Genomic DNA, 15,293 nt, shown 5'->3' on the forward strand with positions numbered 1-15,293 from the left:
GCTGCCCGGCCCCAACGTTCGCTACCCGACCCCGGCGTTGAGGAAGAGGCCGCCGTCGACCACGAGGGTCTGGCCGGTGATCCAGGCCGAGGCGTCGGAGGTCAGGAACGCGGCGGCGCCCGCGATGTCCTCCGGGACGCCGAGGCGGCCCAGCGGGTAGCCGGCGGACGCCTCCTCCTCGCGCCCCTCGTACAGGGCGGCGGCGAACTTCGTCTTGACCACGGCCGGGGCGATGGCGTTGACCCGGACCTTCGGGGCCAGTTCGTGGGCGAGCTGCTGGGTGAGGCTGATCATGGCGGCCTTGCTGATGCCGTAGGCGCCGATGAGGGGCGCGGCGGACAGCCCGGCGACCGAGGCGATGTTGACGCCCGTGCCGCCGTGGTCGCGCTGCCAGGCCCGCCACGCCTGCCGGGCGAAGCCGAGGGCCGACAGGACGTTGGTGTCGAAGACCTTCCGCGCGACGGCCGGGTCCAGGTCGATCAGCGGGCCGAACACCGGGTTGGTTCCGGCGTTGTTGACCAGGTGGTCGAGCCGCCCGTAGGCCGCCATGACCTTCTCGACGACCTCGGCCTGGTGCGCCTCGTCGTGGGCCTTGCCGGCGACGCCCATCGCGCGGCCGGGGCCGAGGGACGCGACGGCGCGGGCCAGGGAGTCGGGGTCGCGGCCGGTGACGCAGACCCGGTCGCCCCGGGCGACGAGCGCGGCGGCTATGCCGTAGCCGATGCCCCGGCTGCCGCCGGTGACGACGGCGACCGGGGACGACTCCGCGGGAGCGGGAGCGGGACCGCTGTTCATCAGTCGAGCGGCCCGCCGGCCACGTACAGCACCTGGCCGGAGACGAACCCCGCGCCCTCACCGGTGAAGTACGCGATGGCGTTGGCGACGTCCTCGGGCACGCCGACGCGGCGCACCGGGATGGCGTCGGCGGCGGCCCGCTTGAAGTCCTCGAACTCCATGCCGACGCGGGCGGCGGTCGCCGCGGTCATGTCGGTGGCGATGAAGCCGGGCGCGACGGCGTTGGCGGTGATGCCGAACTTGCCCAGCTCGATCGCGAGGGTCTTGGTGAAGCCCTGGAGACCGGCCTTGGCCGCCGCGTAGTTGGCCTGGCCCCGGTTGCCGAGGGCGGAGCTGGAGGACAGGTTGACGACGCGCCCGAAGCCGGCGTCCACCATGTGCTTCTGGCAGGCCCGGGTCATCAGGAACGCGCCGCGCAGGTGGACGCTCATGACGGTGTCCCAGTCCGCCTCGCTCATCTTGAACAGCAGGTTGTCGCGGAGCACCCCGGCGTTGTTGACCAGGATCTGGGGCGCGCCCAGCTCGGCGGCGACCCGGGCGACGGCGGAGGCCACCGCGTCGGCGTCGGAGACGTCGCAGCCCACGGCCAGCGCCCGGCCGCCCGCCGCCGTGATCTTCTCGGCGGTCTCCTTGCCGGCCGACTCGTCGAGGTCGATGACGGCGACCGCGCGGCCCTCCTGGGCGAGCCGGAGGGCGGTGGCCGCTCCGATGCCCCGGGCCGCGCCCGTCACGATGGCGACGCGCTGTTCCGGTGTGGTCATTCCTGCTTCTCCTCGCCGTCGACGAACGTGCTACCGCAGAGTAACTACTGCCGGGACGACGCTAGGAAGCGGGGCACCATCTGTCAACGGACCAACACCTCCAGCAAGCGGTCGAGCTCGGCGCCGGGGTCCGCGGTGAGCCCGGTGTGCACCGGTCCCGGCTGCACGACGGTACTGCGCGGAGCGATCAGCCAGCGGAAACGGCGCCCCGCGTCGTCCCCGGCGGCGAGTCCGGCCTCCGCGCCCCCGCGGCAGACGCACTCGGCGGCGCGCAGCGCGGCGCGCACGCCGGGGATGTCCACCGTGGGGTCGAGCGCGCCCAGTCGCGCCTCGTCCAGGTGGGTGCGGGCGGCGAGGAAGGAGCGGGCCCGGCAGTAGAGGACGACCCCGGCGTTGATGGACTCGCCGCGCTCGACGCGCGGCACGACGCGCAGCACCGCGTACTCGAAGACGTCCCGCCGGGCGGCGGTGGGGTTCCCGTTCACCGGGCGGCTCCGCTCTCCCGGTGCGGACGGCCGGTCAGCCAGCCGGGCGCCCGGGAGGGGCGGTCGTGGCTCGGGGCCCCGAGGGTGATGTGCTCCGCGATCGTGCGGGCGCGGGCGGCCAGGGCCGTGACGTAGGCGGCGCGGACGGCGCCGGGTCCGTCGAAGCCCGGCTCGCCGTCGAGCCACTCGTCGGGTACGTCGGCCAGGACGGACGCGAGCAGCTCTTCGGTGACGCGCGGCCCGAGGTCCCCGGCCGCCGAGGCGATGTCCGGGGCGAACGGCGCCAGCGCGTGGTCGGAGGCGTCGTACGGGCGGGCGGCGGAGGTGGCGGCGGTCGGCCAGTTGTGGTGCCAGATCAGCGCGGCGCCGTGGTCGATGAGCCACAGGTCGCCGTGCCAGACCAGCAGGTTGGGGTTGCGCCAGGAGCGGTCCACGTTGTTGACGAGGGCGTCGAACCACACGACGCGGCCCGCCTCGGCCGCGCCGACCTCGTAGGCGAGCGGGTCGAAGCCGAGGGAGCCGGGCAGGAAGTCCATGCCGAGGTTGAGGCCGCCGCTGGCCTTCAGCAGCTCCTGCACCTCCTGGTCGGGCTCGCCGAGGCCGATCACGGGATCGAGCCGCATCCGGACCAGCTCCGGCACCCGCAGCCCCAGCCGGCGGGCCAGCTCGCCGCAGATCACCTCGGCGACGAGGCTCTTGCGGCCCTGGCCCGCCCCGGTGAACTTCATGACGTACGTGCCGAGATCGTCGGCCTCCACGATGCCCGGCAACGAGCCCCCCTCCCGCAGGGGGGTCACGTAGCGGGTCGCGAACGTTTCGCGCAACATCCGTTCAGGCTATCCGCCTCGACGCACCCGGAATTCCCGGCGGGGCGGCCGGGGCGTACGCACCTCGTGGGCGGTGCACGGAGCCCGCTTCGGTCCGGCCAGCCGCGTCCCCGCCCGGCTCTGCGACCGAACGGCGTTGTTGCGCACGCTTGTTGGGCGGTATGCGGCGGGTAAAGTCCATGCCGAGAGGGTGGCTGCCCGGTGGGTGTCGGCTCATAATTCTGGGCATGGCCACGCGACGCGGTGACAACGGCGCCTGGATCGTCGAGGAGTCGTCCGACGGCACTCTCACCCGCTGGCGGGTCCACCCGGAGCGGGTCGACTGGCTGGAGGATCACCAACGGGCCATCCTCGGCGAGGACGCTCGCGCCCGGGGGATGACGCTGCCCGAGTACGTGGGCTGGGTGGGCAGAATGCCCACGTCCGAACTGCACGTGTACCGCGACCAGGTCATGGCGGGCAGCGGCGGGCCGCGCCTGGCCGCTGCCTACGACGCCTGGCTGAACGCGCGCAGCGTGGTGCGGGAGATCCAGATCCTGTTCCGGGGCCGGCCGGGTGAGCCGGACCGATGGGGATAGCGACGGCATGACTCGGCATCGCGCTTGAGCCGTCGGCGACCCGGTCCGGCCGAGCCGGTGATCGGGGTGGGCGGACCCGATCTCAGCGGGTGGGCGGGGTGAACTCGGGCTGGTCCAGCAGGCGCAGCCAGCTTCCGTCGGGCTGGCGCCGTACGACCTGGGCGCGGGCGCCGGCGCCGTCCTTCGGTGGGGTCGAGGTGAGGGCGATGTCGCCGCTGACCAGCGTCGGCAGCGGTGGTTCCGGCTCGAAACGGGGACGGTCGGCCAGCACCTTCTCCCAGAGCGCGCGGATCGCCTCCCGGCCCACCGTCCGTTCGCCGGGCGGATAGGCCACCACCGCGTCCTCCTCGTAGAGGGCGGCGACCCCGGCCGCGTCTCCGGCGTTGGACCGTTCGACGAACAGGCGGGTGATGTCCTCCGGCCGCATGGCCTTCTCGTACTCCGGCATGGGTTCCTCCTGAAGGTCGGGCTTCGGTGCTTCCCAGCCTGGTCGCCCCCTTGTCGGAAGTCCAACAGATGGATCTACTGATAGCTAGAATCCGCAGTCATGGAACTGAGGCAGCTCGCGTACTTCGTCGCGGTCGCGGAGGAGCGGAGCTTCACCCGGGCGGCCGAGCGGGTGCACATCAGCCAGTCCGGTGTCAGCGCCCAGATCCGCCAGTTGGAACGTGAACTCGGCGCCGAGCTGTTCGACCGGTCGGCGCGCACCGCCACGCTCACCGTCGCGGGACGGGCCGCGCTCGAACACGCCCGCGCGGCGCTCGCCGCGGCCGGGGCGGTCGGCCAGGCGGTGAGTGATGTCACCGGCCTGATCCGGGGGCGGCTCACGGTGGGGATGGTCGTCGGCTGCACCGTCACCCCGCTGTTCGACGCGCTCGCCGCGTTCCACCGGGCGCATCCCGGGGTGGAGATCAACCTGCTGGAGGACAACTCCGACCGCCTCGTCGAGGGGGTGCGCGTCGGCACCGTCGAGGTCGCTCTCGTCGGGACCGCGACCGCCCCCGAGGGGCTGGAGACGCTGACGATCATCAGCGAGCGGCTCGTCGCCGCCGTGCCGGCCGGGCACCCTCTGGCGGCACTGCGACGGGTCGCCCTGCGCGACGTGGCCGGTTACCCGATCGTGTGCATGCCACCGGGCACCGGCCTGCGCACCGTGTTCGACCGCGCCTGCGCCGCACAGGACCTCCGGCCCGTGATCGCGTGGGGAGCCAGCGCCCCGGACGCCATCGCCGACCTCGCCGCGCGCGGACTCGGCGTCGCCATCCTCAGCGACTCGATGGCCGCGCGCTATCGCGACCGTGTCGTCGCCCGCGCCATCGAGGACGCGGCGACACCCGCCCTGCTGGCCCTGATCTGGCGGAGCACGCACAGCCCCGCCGCGCGTGCGTTGCTCGCGCACAGCCGCGAGGCGTTCTCCCGGGCCGGCCCCGGGTAACGGGACCCGGGCGCACCGAGATCCGCGACGGCGGGGGCTGCCGCGAGGCGTGCCGGGGTGTTACGGTACGCAAACGGAGAACATCCACGTTCGCATGACCCGGGGGGACGCCATGCAAGCTCGCGCGGAGGATCGGACACTCGTGGTCCTGGGGGCCGGCCCGGGGCTGGGGATGTCCATGGCCCACCGCTTCGGCCGGGAGGGCTTCGCGGTGGCCCTGATCTCCCGTCACCGCCCCCGGCACGAGGCGTACCTGGCCTCGCTCGCCGAGGCGGGCGTGCCGGCCGCGTCCTTCACGGCCGACGTGCGGGACCGCCACCAGCTTCTCGCGGCGCTCGACGCGGCCCGGGAGCGGTTCGGCCGCGTCGACGTCGCCTACTACGGCCCGAGCGCCGCCGATCCGGGCGCACTGCCCGCACCGATCGACCGGACCGACGCGGCCAGTGTCCGGGAGGCGATGAACGCGGTGTACCCGGCCTTCGACGTGGTCGGCGGTCTCCTGCCCGGCATGACCGAACGCGGTGACGGCGCCCTGCTGTTCGCCGGCGGCCTGGCCGGCGTCGTGCCGCTCCCGCAACTGGGCGCGCTGGCGATCTCCAGCGCGGCCCTGCGCAACTACGCCCTCACCCTCCACGCCGCCCTCGCCGACCGGGGCGTCTACGCCGGGGTCCTGTCCATCGGCGGACTGATCGAGCGCAGCGATGTCCACCGCATGGTGACCGCGCGGCCCGAGCGGTTCGGCCGCCTGGGCCTGCGGACCCTGGACCCGGACCGGATTGCCGACGCCGCGTGGGATCTGGTCGCCCGCCGGGACCGGGCCGAAGCGGTGTTCAACACCTGGCAGTAGCAGGCCGGGGGCGCGGGAGCGCTCCTCGGGGGCCGCGCGCTGACCGTTGCGGCTGCGAACGGCGCCGCCGCACGGTGGTCAGTCGTAGCGGCGGGCGGCGGGCGGGCGTACGGCGGAGGCCACGGCGTCGGCGAGCGGCGCGATGTCGGTGCCGTCGAGGGTGGAGACCGTCAGCCGCACACCGGGCGGCGTGGCCAGCCGGAAGCGGCTGCCGGGGGCCACGGCCCAGCCCGCGTGCAGCAGGCGGGCGACGGCGCCGGTCTCGTCGGGCACGGGCACCCAGACGTTCATGCCGCTGCGTCCGTGGGCCGTGACGCCGCGCGCCGCGAGCGCCTCGACCAGCGCGGTGCGGCGCTCGCCGTACGCGCGCGCCACCCGCGCCGGATCGACGGCGTCCGCCTGCCACAGCCAGGCCACGGCGTCCTGGATCAGGTGGCTGACCCAGCCGGGCCCGAGCCGCTGCCGCCCCTCCACCCGGTCCACCGTCACCGGGTCGCCCGCGAACACGGCGAGGCGCAGGTCCGGCCCGTACGCCTTGGCGGTGGAACGGATCAGCGCCCAGTGCCGGGTGACGCCGGACAGGGGGTGCGGGGGCTGGTCCACGATGCCGTCGCCGTGGTCGTCCTCGATGAGCAGCGTGCCGGGGTGCGCGGCGAGCAGGGCGCGCAGCGCGGCGGCCCTGGCGGCGGAGACGGCGGCGCCGGTGGGGTTCTGCGCGCGGGCGGTGACGACGAGGGCGCGCGCGCCGCGCTCCAGGGCGCGCGCGGTGGGGTCCGGCAGGGGTCCGTCGTCGTCCAGGGGCACGGGGACGGTGCGCAGGCCCAGCGCGGGAACCAGGTCGAGGAGGCCCGCCCAGCCGGGGTCCTCGACGGCGACCGCGTCGCCGGGCCGCAGGTGTGCGGCGAGGATCCGCTCGATGGCGTCGAGGGCGCCGGAGGTGACGGTGATCCGGTCGGCCGGCACGCCGTCACGGCCGAATCCGGCCCGCGCGGCGCGGGCCAGTCCCTCGCTCAGCGGCGGGGCGCCGTAGAGGACCGGCGCCCGGTCGGCGCGGGCCGCCGCCGCGGCGAGGGCCGGGCCCAGTGCGGGCAGCAGGGCGGGATCGGGGTTGCCCTGGGCGATGTCGCGGACGCCGGGCGGGGCCTGAACGCCGATCGCCTCGCGCGGCGCGCTGGCCGGGCGGGCGCGGACCCGGCTGCCGCGCCGGCCGGCGGTCTCGATCACGCCGCGCTCGCGCAGCACGCGGTAGGCGGCGGCGACGGTGTTGGGGTTCACCCCGAGCCGCGCCGCCAGCTCACGCAGCGGCGGCAGCGGGGCGCCGGGCGGCAACTCGCCCGCGGCCACGCCCTGTTCGACGCTGGCCGCGATATCGGAGGCGCCGCGCCCTTCGATCCGATATTCTCCTAGCACAAAGCACAGTATGCGCTAGTTCAAAACTGCGGGCAACCGCGTGACGACACCGCACGAAGGAGCCTTGGATGCCGCCGACCGACGCCCCCGCCTACCCGCCCACCCCGCGTACCGTCCCCACCCGGTCCCGGGAGTTCTGCGCTACTGGTGGTGTTAGTGTTCTGGCTCTTCGTGCTCGGAGAATGTCACTATCCTCTTGATCGGCTGCGACAGAAGTGTATAATGGACCTGTGCCACCTCGCGTTCCTCCGCGACGGTGCCCCCGCCGTCCTCCCGACCCTCTACGCCCGCGTCGGCGAACGGCTCTACGTGCACGGCTCCACCGGCTCCCGGCCGCTGCGCTCGGCCACCGGCCCCGGTCTGCCCGTGGCGCTGGCCGTCACCCACCTGGACGGCCTGGTGCTGGCCCGCTCCGCGTTCCACCACTCCGTCAACTACCGCTCGGTGGTGGTCCACGGCACGGCCCGTCAGGTGACCGACCGGGCCGAGAAGGACCGGGCGCTGGACGCCCTGGTCGACGCCGTCGTGCCCGGCCGCGCCGCCGACTGCCGCCCGGCCGACGCCCGCGAACTGGCGGCGACCGCCGTCCTGGCCCTGGACCTGGCGGAGGTCTCCGCCAAGATCCGCGCCGGCGGCCCGAACGACGACCCCGAGGACCTGTCGCTCCCCCACTGGAGCGGCGTCCTGCCCGTGACCACGGCCTACGGGACGCCCGTTCCCGCCGACGACGAACGGGCCCCGGCCCCCGCCTATCTGACGGCCTTCGCGCGCGGCTGATCATCGACAGGCGTGCGGAACCCCGGGAAAGGGAACCCGTTCTGGCGCGGGCACGTCCAACCCGACAGCATTCCTCCGTCCCAGACGAACTCCCCACCGGAGGACCGAGATGGCATCCCACTCCCTGCGTTCCGCCGCCTGCGCCGCGCTCCTCGCGCTCGCCCTCGCGGGCTGCGCCGACGGCTCCGGCGGCCCCGAAGGCCCCGAGGCCGCCGATGACCGGCCGGACGACATCACCGGCTCGGACGGAGAGGAGCCGGACTCCGCGTCCTCCTCCGCCTCCGGCTCGTCCCCGGGCTCCGCCGCGGACGAAACGGCCGGGGCCGGTACCGAGGGCTCGCCCGGCCCGCCGTGGTGCACCCACGAGACGCTGACCGCCTCGCTCAGAACGCTCGAACCGGCCGCGGGCAACCGGTACGCGGCGCTCGTCCTGACCAACTCCTCCGACGAGCCCTGCCGCACCCAGGGCTGGCCCGGGCTCCAGCTCAGCGCGGCGGACGGCGAGGAGCTGCCCACCACCACGGTCCGCGACCACGCGGGGACCCCCGACCGGCTGACGCTGCTGCCCGGCGGCACCGCCTGGGCGCAGATCCACTGGAGCGTCGTGCCCGGCTCCGAGGACCCGGCCGACGGCTGCGGCCCGGCCCCCGGGAAGCTGGCCGTGATCCCCCCGGAGGAGACCGAGGCGACCACCACCGCGTGGGACCTCGGCGAGGTCTGCGGCGGCGGGCGGATCGAGGTCCTGCCGCTGATCGCCGGGGACGGCCCGCGCTGACGGGCCGCTGACGGCGGCACGGGTCGGGCGGCGGGTCAGGCGGCGGGTCGGGCGGCGGGTCAGGCGGTGGGGAGCCAGTCGACGCGCCCGGCCAGCAGCGCGTAGCCGACGAACGCCACGATGTCGATCAGCGCGTGCGCGACCACCAGCGGCATCACGCGCCCCCATCGCCGGTACAGCCAGACGAAGACCACGCCCATCGCCACGTTCCCGAGGAACCCGCCGACGCCCTGGTACAGGTGGTACGACCCGCGCAGCACCGCGCTGGCGGCCAGGGCCCGGCCGGGATTCCACCCCAACTGGTCCAGCCGCCGCAGCAGATAGCCGACGACGATCACCTCCTCGACCACGGCGTTCTGCACGGCGGAGGCGATCAGCACCGGGATTTTCCACCACACGTCGGGCAGCGACTCCGGCACCACCGTGAGGTTCGCCCCCGACGCGTGGGCCCCGAGGTAGAACAGCAGCCCGGTGCCGCCGATCCCGGCCGCGACCACCGCCCCCCACGCCAGGTCGGCGCGCGGCCGGGACGTGTCGAACCCGATGGCCCGCATCCCGGGACCGCCGAGCGCGGCGCCCGTGCCGCCCTCGCGCAGCAGCAGGTGTGCGACGAGCAGCACCGGCACCAGCGCGGTGGTGATGCCGAAGAGCTGCCAGGCCAGGTCGAGCCAGGGGCGCCCGGGGGCGTGGGAGCCGTTGAGCGTCGCCGCCTGGTCGGCGAGCCCGCCCGGCCGGGTCAGGACGCCGGTGAAACTGATCAGCGCCCCCACCGCGCTGGCGCCCAGCGACAGCGCGAGCACCAGCAGCAGTTCCTGGCGCGGGACGCGGCGCGAGGGCGCCCGCTCCCCGCCGCCCGAGGGGTCCGTCGTCCGCTCCGGCCTCAGCCGCACTCCGCCTCCCGTCCCCGGCTCCGGGCCGCACCCCGCCCGTGCTCGCCGGCGGCCGTCACCGGACCCGGGGGCGGAGCCCTACGGGCCGCTCGGCCACTCGTGCACGGGAGCGTCCGTCCGCGCCAGGTCGCAGTACCGCCGGACGAGCTCCCGCAGGGCGGTCGCCCGGTCCGCTCCGTTCGCCACCGCTCGGTGGTAGGCCCGAGTCTGCCAGGCCGCGCCGGTGGTCCCGCGCCGGCACCGGCCCTCGATCACCGCCAGGTACCGGTCGCGGTCCACGGCGGCGACGCCGAACGCGTCGAGCCCGGCCGCGGCCACCGGCAGCAGCCGCTCCCGGATCAGGCGGGCGGCGGGCACCTCGCCGTCGTCGCCCGGCCACCCGAAACGGGCGTCGATGCCGTGCCGGCAGGCCGCCATGAAGTTCCGCTCGGCGGTGGCGAACGGCAGCCGCGCCCACACCGGGTCCGGCTCGTCGGCCAGGCCCCGCGCCAGGCCGTAGAAGAAGGCGGCGTTGGCGACGGTGTCGGTGATGGTCGGCCCGGTGGACAGCACCCGGTTCTCCACCCGCAGGTGCGGCACGCCGTCGGCCACGCCGTAGACCGGGCGGTTCCAGCGGTAGACCGTGCCGTTGTGGAGCGCCAGCTCCGCGAGGCGTGGCACGCCGCCCGCCGCGAGGACCTCGCCCGGGTCCTCGTCGGAGACCAGCGGCAGCAGCGCCGGGAAGAACCGGAGGTTCTCCTCGAAGAGGTCGGTCACGGACTCGATCCAGCGCTCCCCGAACCAGGCGCGCGGCCGGACGCCCTGGGCGGCCAGCTCGGGCGGGCGGCTGTCGGTGGCCTGGAGGAAGAACGGCACCCGCGACTCGTGCCACAGCTCGTGGCCGAAGACGAACGGCGCGTTGGCGCCGACGGCGACCTGCGCCGCCGCGGCGGCCTGGGCGGCGTTCCACACGGCGCCGAACCGCTCCGGGGTGACCGGGAGATGGAACTGGACGGAGGTGCAGGCGGCCTCGGCGGCGATCGAGTCGAACGACCCGCTGAGGGTCTCCGCCCCGGTGATGTCCAGGCTGATGCTCTCCCCGCGCGCGGCCATGATCTGGTCGTTGAGGAGGGTGTAGCGGTCGCCGGGCGACAGGGAGGCGGGCACCATCTCCTCGGCCGTGATCGTCGGCAGCGCCCCCGTCATGACGACGCGTGCGCCGAATTCCCCGGCCATTCTGTCGGCGTAGCCGATGGCGACGCGCATCTCTTCGGCCAGATCGTCGAAAACCCTGCCGGTGAGGCGGTGCGGCGCCATATTGAGTTCGATCGTGAATTGGCCCAGCTCGGTCTGGAAATCCCGGGTGGCCATTCGCGCCAGAACTTCGTCGTTCACCATGCGGGGAGCGCCGGCGGAATCCGCCAGGCAGAGCTCCACCTCGACGCCGAGCCGGTCGCGCGGCCCCTCGAAGCGGCCCTCGCGCAGCAGCGTCCGAAGCCCGTCGAGGCAGTCGCGGACCCGGGCGCGGAAGAGCCGCCGGGCGGCCAGGTCGAACCGGTCGGCGACGACCTTCTCCCCCATGGGGCTCCTTCCGGTGGCACGATGGAACGGTCGGGCGTGCGGGCTGTCCACGATCCTTCCCACGTCGCGCGCGCGGTAACACGGCCCGCCGCGCGCACGGTCCGGCGGGAGGCATATTCCACCGGGATAATTCGCGATCCGGAGGCGCCGGGGGGCGTGAATCCCCTCTTGCCGAAACCTCCCGGGGCGGCTACGTGAAACATGGAGAGAACAACTCTCCGATAAACTCCGCCACGGCGTGTCTCCCCTACAAGAGGCGACCTACTCCGAAGCGAGAGGCGACCCATCATGCCCCTGCACATTCCCCCGGCCCCCGCTGCCGCCGAGCGCAGCGTCCGCACGGCCCTCCACTCGGCGACGCTGCGGGCCCCAGGCCCGCGGCCGACCGAGCGCGAGGACCTGCGTCTCGTCCTCCCCCTGCCCGTGTACCGGCTGGCGCCGGTGACCGGGACGACAGCACCTCCCCGCGCCCGCCTCACCGGCTGGCGTTTCCTCCTGGCCCGGGACGGCCGGCCCGTCGGCGCGGCCGAGACCATGCTCACGGCGGACGGCTGGGCGTTCTCGCACTTCTGCGAGGGCCCCTACATCCCGTCGACCGAGCGGGCTCTGCGTCTCGCGGGCTCCCTGCCGGCGGCCTGCCAGCCCCGGCTGCTCTCCGTGCCCGAGCTGTACATGCTGACGCTGTGGCTGCACACCGACCCCGGCGCCCAGCCGGCCGAGGGTGGCCCGGAGCCCCAGGACCTGCTGATGCCGCTGGCGCCCGCGCCTCCCGGCATCGCCGCCGAGCGGGCGGTCAGGAGCGACGTCCTGCTGCCGCTGCTGGCCGGCCGGCTGGCTCCGGCGGCCTCGCAGGAGACCGTCGGCCTGGTGAGCTGACCGCACGACGCCCCGTCGCGGGGCCGGGCGCGCCGTGGCGCGTCCGGCCCCGCGACGCCGGGCGGGCGCCGGGCGAGGGCGTCAGTGCGCGTACTCGGTGACGGGCGGGCAGGAGCAGATCAGGTTCCGGTCGCCGAACGCGCCGTCCACGCGGCGCACCGGCGGCCAGTACTTGCCGTCCTCCTCCGTCCCGGCCGGGAAGACCGCCTCCCGGCGGCTGTACGGGTGCGTCCACTCGTCGCTCAGGTGCGCCGCCGTGTGCGGCGCGTTGACGAGCGGGTTGTCGTCCCGGGGCCACTCCCCCGTGCCGACCCGTTCGATCTCGGCGCGGATGGCGATCATCGCGTCGCAGAACCGGTCGAGTTCGGCCAGATTCTCGCTCTCCGTCGGCTCGATCATCAGCGTGCCCGCGACGGGGAACGACATGGTCGGGGCGTGGAACCCGTAGTCGATGAGGCGCTTGGCCACGTCGTCGATGGTGACGCCGGTCGCCTTGGTCAGCGGGCGGACGTCGATGACGCACTCGTGCGCCACCAGGCCGCCGGGTCCCGTGTACAGCACCGGGTAGTGGGGCTCCAGGCGCTTGGCGACGTAGTTGGCGCCGAGCACCGCGACCTGGGTGGCGCGGCGCAGCCCGGCGGCGCCCATCAGCCGTACGTAGGCCCAGGAGATGGGCAGGATTCCGGCCGATCCCCACGGCGCGGCCGACACCGGTCCGGTGCCGCCGCCCGCCGGGCCGGCCTCGGGCCGCAGCGGGTGGCCCGGCAGGTGGGGCGCCAGGTGGGCGCGGACGGCGACCGGGCCGACGCCGGGGCCGCCGCCGCCGTGCGGGATGCAGAACGTCTTGTGCAGGTTCAGGTGCGACACGTCGGCGCCGAACCGGCCGGGCCTGGCCAGCCCGACCAGCGCGTTGAGGTTGGCGCCGTCCACGTAGACCTGGCCGCCCGCGTCGTGCACGGCGGCGCAGATCCGGGTGATGTCCTCCTCGAACACGCCGTGCGTGGAGGGGTAGGTCACCATCAGCACGGCCAGTTCGTCCGCGTGCCGCTCGATCTTCGCCCGCAGGTCGTCGGCGTCGACGTCGCCGCCCGCGCCGGTGGCCACCACGACGACCCGCATCCCGGCCATGACCGCGCTGGCGGCGTTGGTGCCGTGCGCGGAGGACGGGATCAGGCAGACGGTGCGCTGCGGCTGGCCGTTCGCCCGGTGGTACGCGCGCACGGCGAGCAGTCCGGCCAGCTCGCCCTGGGAGCCGGCGTTGGGCTGGAGCGAGACGGCGTCGTAGCCGGTGATCTCGGCGAGTCGCCGCTCCAGTTCGCGGATGAGCGCGAGATAGCCCTCGGCCTGCTCGACGGGCGCGAACGGGTGGATCGCGGCGAACTCGGGCCAGGTCACCGGTTCCATCTCGGCCGTGGCGTTGAGCTTCATGGTGCACGAGCCCAGCGGGATCATGCCGCGGTCCAGCGCGTAGTCGCGGTCGGCGAGCCGGCGCAGGTAGCGCAGCATCGCGGTCTCCGAGCGGTGCCGGTGGAAGACCGGGTGCGTCAGGTACTCGTCGTCGCGCCGCAGCTCCGGCGGCAGCGCGTCGGGGGTGCGGGCATCCAGCGCGTCGATGCCGAAGGCGTCCCCGGCGACGCCGAACGCGGCCCACACGGCGGTGAGCTGCGCCCGGCCGGTGGTCTCGTCGCAGGCGATGCCGACGTGGTCGGCGTCGGTGAGGCGGAGGTTGATCCCGGCCTCGCGGGCAGCGGCCACGACGGCGGCGGCGCGGCCCGGCACCCGGGCGGTGACCGTGTCGAAGAACGCTTCGTGGACGATCTCGACGCCGCCGTCCCGCAGCCCGGCGGCCAGCAGCGCGGCGTAGCGGTGGACGCGGCGGGCGATGGCGGCCAGCCCGTCGGGCCCGTGGTAGACGGCGTACATGCCGGCCATCACGGCGAGGAGCACCTGCGCGGTGCAGATGTTGCTGGTGGCCTTCTCCCGCCGGATGTGCTGCTCCCTGGTCTGGAGCGCGAGCCGGTACGCCGGATGGCCGGCCGCGTCGCGCGAGACCCCGACCAGGCGGCCGGGCAGGCTCCTGGCGTACGCCTCACGGACCGCCATGAAGGCGGCGTGCGGCCCGCCGAAGCCCATCGGGACGCCGAACCGCTGGCTGGACCCGACCGCGATGTCCGCGCCCAGGGAGCCGGGCGAGGCGAGGAGGGTGAGGGCGAGCAGGTCGGCGGCGACGGTGACGACCGCGCCCAGTTCGTGCGCCCGCTCGACGAGGGCGCGCGGGTCCCGGACGGCGCCCGACGCCCCCGGGTACTGGAGGAGCACGCCGAAGATCCCGCGCTCGGCCGCCTCTTCGGGGATGCCGTCGCCCAGGTCGGCGACGACGACCTCGACGCCGGTCGGCTCGGCGCGGGTCCGCACCACGGCGATGGTCTGCGGCAGGCAGTCGGCGTCCACCAGGAAGACCCCGCCCTTGACCTTGCCGACGCGGCGGGACAGGGCCATCGCCTCGGCGGCGGCGGTGCCCTCGTCCAGCAGCGACGCCCCGGCCGTGGGCAGGCCGGTCAGGTCGGAGACGACGGTCTGGAAGTTCAGCAGCGCCTCCAGCCGGCCCTGGGAGATCTCCGGCTGGTAGGGGGTGTAGGCGGTGTACCAGGCCGGGTTCTCCATGACGTTGCGCAGGATCACCGGCGGGGTGAAGGTGCCGTAGTACCCCAGGCCGATCATGGAGTCCAGCACCGTGTTCCGGGCGGCCAGGGCGCGCAGTTCGCCGAGGACGGCGGCCTCGTCCCGGGCGTCCGGCAGGCACAGCGCCTCGGTGGAGCGGATGGCCTCGGGCACGGCGGCGGCGGTCAGCTCGTCCAGGGAGCCGAAGCCGACCTGGGCGAGCATCTTCGCCTCGTCGGCGGCGTCGGGCCCGATATGCCGGGCGGCGAACGGCGTGCCCTGTTCGAGGGCGGACAACGGGGGACGGTGGGCGTTCATCGGTGAGGCTCCTCCTGGTCACGACGACCCGCGGGGGTGCCAGGCGGCGGTGCCTGGCGGGCCTCCCCCTCTGTCATGTCGACCTGAGAGCTTCACCGCACCGCTCGCGCGGCACGGCTTGCACCGTCGGTGAGGACGGTGGCGGAGTGCGGCTCCGCGACCGTCCTGCTTTCCAGAGTGGCTTCCCTCGCGCGGTACGGGTGCCTGAGAGATTCCGGGGAGGATTTGCTCCTTCGGCGCCCGGCGTCGGATGAACACCAGGACTCTCCCGCACGAGGTCGTCAACCGTGTTCGAGCC

14 protein-coding genes, 1 pseudogene and 1 riboswitch are annotated in these 15,293 nt (G+C 74.6%); of the genes and pseudogenes, 6 read left to right on the forward strand and 9 right to left on the reverse strand.

Going from position 1 to position 15,293, the window contains the following annotated elements:
• Positions 1 to 21 precede the first annotated feature (21 nt).
• The 4 genes from BN2279_RS09860 to BN2279_RS09875 form a co-directional block, all read right to left on the reverse strand.
• Entirely contained in the window at positions 22 to 795 is a 774-nt protein-coding gene (locus BN2279_RS09860; RefSeq protein WP_059008332.1) for an SDR family oxidoreductase, read from the reverse strand.
• Complete coding sequence (gene fabG / locus BN2279_RS09865) at positions 795 to 1,556, reverse strand: 3-oxoacyl-ACP reductase FabG (protein ID WP_059008333.1); 762 nt, start codon at positions 1,554 to 1,556, stop codon at positions 795 to 797. Before fabG ends, BN2279_RS09860 begins: the two co-directional genes overlap by 1 nt.
• A gap of 83 nt (positions 1,557 to 1,639) precedes the next feature.
• On the reverse strand, positions 1,640 to 2,041 hold the full coding sequence (locus BN2279_RS09870) for a DUF3037 domain-containing protein (protein ID WP_059008334.1): 402 nt from the start codon (positions 2,039 to 2,041) through the stop codon (positions 1,640 to 1,642).
• A complete protein-coding gene (locus BN2279_RS09875; RefSeq protein WP_059008335.1) occupies positions 2,038 to 2,868 on the reverse strand; it encodes a HipA family kinase in 831 nt (276 codons plus the stop codon). Before BN2279_RS09875 ends, BN2279_RS09870 begins: the two co-directional genes overlap by 4 nt.
• A gap of 227 nt (positions 2,869 to 3,095) precedes the next feature.
• Between BN2279_RS09875 and BN2279_RS09880 the strand changes: the two genes are divergently transcribed.
• Positions 3,096 to 3,446 carry a hypothetical protein gene (locus BN2279_RS09880; RefSeq protein ID WP_059008336.1) on the forward strand — a complete coding sequence of 117 codons (351 nt, stop codon included), beginning with the start codon at positions 3,096 to 3,098 and terminating at the stop codon, positions 3,444 to 3,446.
• A gap of 82 nt (positions 3,447 to 3,528) precedes the next feature.
• Here BN2279_RS09880 and BN2279_RS09885 read toward each other — a convergent pair whose 3' ends face one another.
• Entirely contained in the window at positions 3,529 to 3,894 is a 366-nt protein-coding gene (locus BN2279_RS09885; RefSeq protein WP_059008337.1) for a YybH family protein, read from the reverse strand.
• A gap of 99 nt (positions 3,895 to 3,993) precedes the next feature.
• On the opposite strand from BN2279_RS09885, the gene BN2279_RS09890 reads away from it, so the two are divergent.
• Together BN2279_RS09890 and BN2279_RS09895 are read left to right on the forward strand one after the other, a co-directional pair.
• Positions 3,994 to 4,881, forward strand: coding sequence for a LysR family transcriptional regulator (locus tag BN2279_RS09890; RefSeq protein ID WP_059008338.1), 888 nt, complete (start codon positions 3,994 to 3,996; stop codon positions 4,879 to 4,881).
• A 142-nt stretch (positions 4,882 to 5,023) separates the two neighbouring features.
• Positions 5,024 to 5,728, forward strand: coding sequence for an SDR family NAD(P)-dependent oxidoreductase (locus BN2279_RS09895; protein ID WP_234347717.1), 705 nt, complete (start codon positions 5,024 to 5,026; stop codon positions 5,726 to 5,728).
• Positions 5,729 to 5,806: 78 nt separating this feature from the next.
• Here the strand turns inward: BN2279_RS09895 and BN2279_RS09900 are convergent, their stop codons facing one another.
• Positions 5,807 to 7,138, reverse strand: coding sequence for an aminotransferase class I/II-fold pyridoxal phosphate-dependent enzyme (locus tag BN2279_RS09900; RefSeq protein WP_079032042.1), 1,332 nt, complete (start codon positions 7,136 to 7,138; stop codon positions 5,807 to 5,809).
• Positions 7,139 to 7,206: 68 nt separating this feature from the next.
• Here BN2279_RS09900 and BN2279_RS09905 point away from each other — a divergent pair.
• Positions 7,207 to 7,915 (forward strand): annotated as a pseudogene (locus tag BN2279_RS09905) (pyridoxamine 5'-phosphate oxidase family protein).
• A 109-nt stretch (positions 7,916 to 8,024) separates the two neighbouring features.
• The gene (locus BN2279_RS31000) at positions 8,025 to 8,690 is read left to right on the forward strand and encodes a DUF4232 domain-containing protein (protein ID WP_059008339.1); all 666 of its coding nucleotides are present in this window, start codon (positions 8,025 to 8,027) and stop codon (positions 8,688 to 8,690) included.
• Positions 8,691 to 8,749: 59 nt separating this feature from the next.
• Here the strand turns inward: BN2279_RS31000 and BN2279_RS09915 are convergent, their stop codons facing one another.
• Both BN2279_RS09915 and BN2279_RS09920 read right to left on the reverse strand, forming a co-directional pair.
• Complete coding sequence (locus BN2279_RS09915; protein WP_104531004.1) at positions 8,750 to 9,574, reverse strand: CPBP family intramembrane glutamic endopeptidase; 825 nt, start codon at positions 9,572 to 9,574, stop codon at positions 8,750 to 8,752.
• An 84-nt stretch (positions 9,575 to 9,658) separates the two neighbouring features.
• On the reverse strand, positions 9,659 to 11,140 hold the full coding sequence (locus tag BN2279_RS09920; RefSeq protein WP_059008341.1) for a glutamate-cysteine ligase family protein: 1,482 nt from the start codon (positions 11,138 to 11,140) through the stop codon (positions 9,659 to 9,661).
• Between the two features lie 288 nt (positions 11,141 to 11,428).
• On the opposite strand from BN2279_RS09920, the gene BN2279_RS09925 reads away from it, so the two are divergent.
• Positions 11,429 to 12,016 carry a hypothetical protein gene (locus BN2279_RS09925; protein ID WP_059008342.1) on the forward strand — a complete coding sequence of 196 codons (588 nt, stop codon included), beginning with the start codon at positions 11,429 to 11,431 and terminating at the stop codon, positions 12,014 to 12,016.
• An 81-nt stretch (positions 12,017 to 12,097) separates the two neighbouring features.
• Here BN2279_RS09925 and gcvP read toward each other — a convergent pair whose 3' ends face one another.
• Positions 12,098 to 14,995 carry an aminomethyl-transferring glycine dehydrogenase gene (gcvP, locus tag BN2279_RS09930; RefSeq protein ID WP_059008343.1) on the reverse strand — a complete coding sequence of 966 codons (2,898 nt, stop codon included), beginning with the start codon at positions 14,993 to 14,995 and terminating at the stop codon, positions 12,098 to 12,100.
• A gap of 182 nt (positions 14,996 to 15,177) precedes the next feature.
• Positions 15,178 to 15,276: riboswitch (glycine riboswitch) on the reverse strand.
• Between the last annotated feature and the right edge of the window lie 17 nt (positions 15,277 to 15,293).

Origin of the sequence: Streptomyces specialis (genome assembly GCF_001493375.1) — a bacterium.
GTDB classification, from domain to species: domain Bacteria; phylum Actinomycetota; class Actinomycetes; order Streptomycetales; family Streptomycetaceae; genus Streptomyces; species Streptomyces specialis.